This is a genomic window from Tardiphaga sp. (assembly GCF_041424195.1).
GTDB lineage: Bacteria > Pseudomonadota > Alphaproteobacteria > Rhizobiales > Xanthobacteraceae > Tardiphaga.
On the sequence record NZ_JBGMOE010000064.1, the window covers coordinates 1 to 1,873 of the forward strand.

The window sequence follows — 1,873 nt, forward strand, 5'->3', positions numbered from 1 at the left end:
GAAGGGCCCGCTTCATCAGAAGGTGTAGGTGATCTGGCCGGTGATCGCGCGGCCGGGCTGGTAATAGACTTGCGTGGTGTTCGGATTGATCGGTGCGGTTGTGCTGGCAGCGGTGCCGGACAACTGCACGATCTTCTGCGAATCAAGCAGATCGGTCACGTCCACGCCGATGCGGAACGGCCCAATGTCGTAGCTCGCCGCGAGATTGACGGTGTTATAGGGCGAGAGCCGCGCGAAATTGGCGAGGTCGGCATATTGCGGCCCGGTCCATTTATCGGTGACCGAGAAGCGATACGGCCCGGATTTGTAGATCGCACCGGCAGCCGCCGTCGACAACGGTGCCTTGGCGACGATCGTGCGCGGCTGGAGCACACCGGTGGCTGGATCGTTATACGGGTTGGTCTTGGCGTAGTTGCGCGAGGCGTTGGCGAACACCGCCAAGCCATTGCCGAACGCATAGGTCACTTGCCCCTCGACACCCTTGTACAAAGCGCCGCCGATATTTACGAAGGTGGTGCCGTCGGTCGATCCGGGGGCGGCTGCAACGCTGACGAACTTGTTGGTGAAATTGATGACATAAAGGTCGACGTCAACCGACAGATGGCTGCCGTGATAGACCGCGCCCACCTGGTAGTTGGTCGATTTCTGCGGCTCGACCATCGAGAGGCCCGGACGTGCCACGTAGAGCTGGCTGAGCGGCGGTGCGAGGAAGCCCTTGGCATATTGACCATAGACACTGAAATTGGTGACCGGCTGATAATTGACGGTGACGAACGGCAGGTCTGCGCTGTAGCTCATGGAGAAGCGCTGCGCGTAGCGCGTCGTTTGGTTGTAGAGTGCGTCGATCTTGCGGGTGAAATCGACATGCTTGAAGCCGGGCGTGATCTTCAGCCCTTCGATCGGGCGCAGTTCGAGCTCCGCAAACTCCTCGGCATGGTTGCCCGACGAATTCTGGTCGAACTTGATGTAGAGCGGCGTCGCAGCGCCGGGGTTGAGCGCCTGGGCGGGAGGCTGCGGGGCGATCACCGCTTTCTCAACATAGTTGAATGCGCCGGTCGTCAGGTCGACATCGCGCTGCTGGCGATAGGTGTGGCTCCACTCCAGCCACGCGCCCGCCGTCAGCGTTGCGAACGGCACGATATCGATGCGCACCTTGGCGATGTCGCCGTACACGCGATACTTATTGGTCTTGGTATAGCCGGGGATATCGCCGGTGATCTTGGTCTTACCATCGGCGGCGGTTGTCGTATAAACCGTGCCCGGCAATGTGGTGACGTCGTTGGCCGACAGCGTTTCGTTGTCGTAATAATAGGTATAAGCGCGGTTCTCGAACACTGCCCCGGGTGCGAGGTTCGCTTCGAGCTTGACGATTTCGAAATCGGTCGTCTTCTCGGTGCGATTGTAGCCGTAATATTGGGAGGTCTTGGGGTCGTTGTTCAACGCATAATATTTGCCGAACAGCGCTTGCTGCGCCAGCGTCGAGCCATCGCTGTCTGCCTGATTGAAATGGTTCTTGTTGTAGGTGCCGAGCAGCGTCAACTTCACATCCGGGCCAATCGGCACGATGACCTTGCCAAACAGATTGTAATTTTCATACTTCGAATAGGTCGAGCGCCCGTCGCTATGGACATATTGTCCGGTGAATACGGCCTGCACCCCGCCGAGTTTGTCGATTTTGCCGGTCTGCAAAAGCGCGCGGCCAAGATACGTGTTGAAGCTGCCATAGGTGCCCTCCAACGACCCGCCAAAGCTGTCGCGCGCAGCGCGGCTGAACAGGTTGAAGGTGCCGCCAAACGTCGCCTGGCCGAGCTGGCTCGCATTGCCCGGACCACGATCGACGATGAGCGTCTCGATCGTGTTCGACGGGAAGAAG

1 protein-coding gene is annotated in these 1,873 nt (G+C 59.2%); it reads right to left on the reverse strand.

The genetic code is table 11. The features are described 5' to 3' along the window. Positions 1-15: 15 nt before the first annotated feature. Positions 16-1,873 (reverse strand): TonB-dependent receptor (locus tag ACEK02_RS10310; protein WP_371421617.1); only part of this gene is annotated, 1,858 nt, incomplete at its 5' end.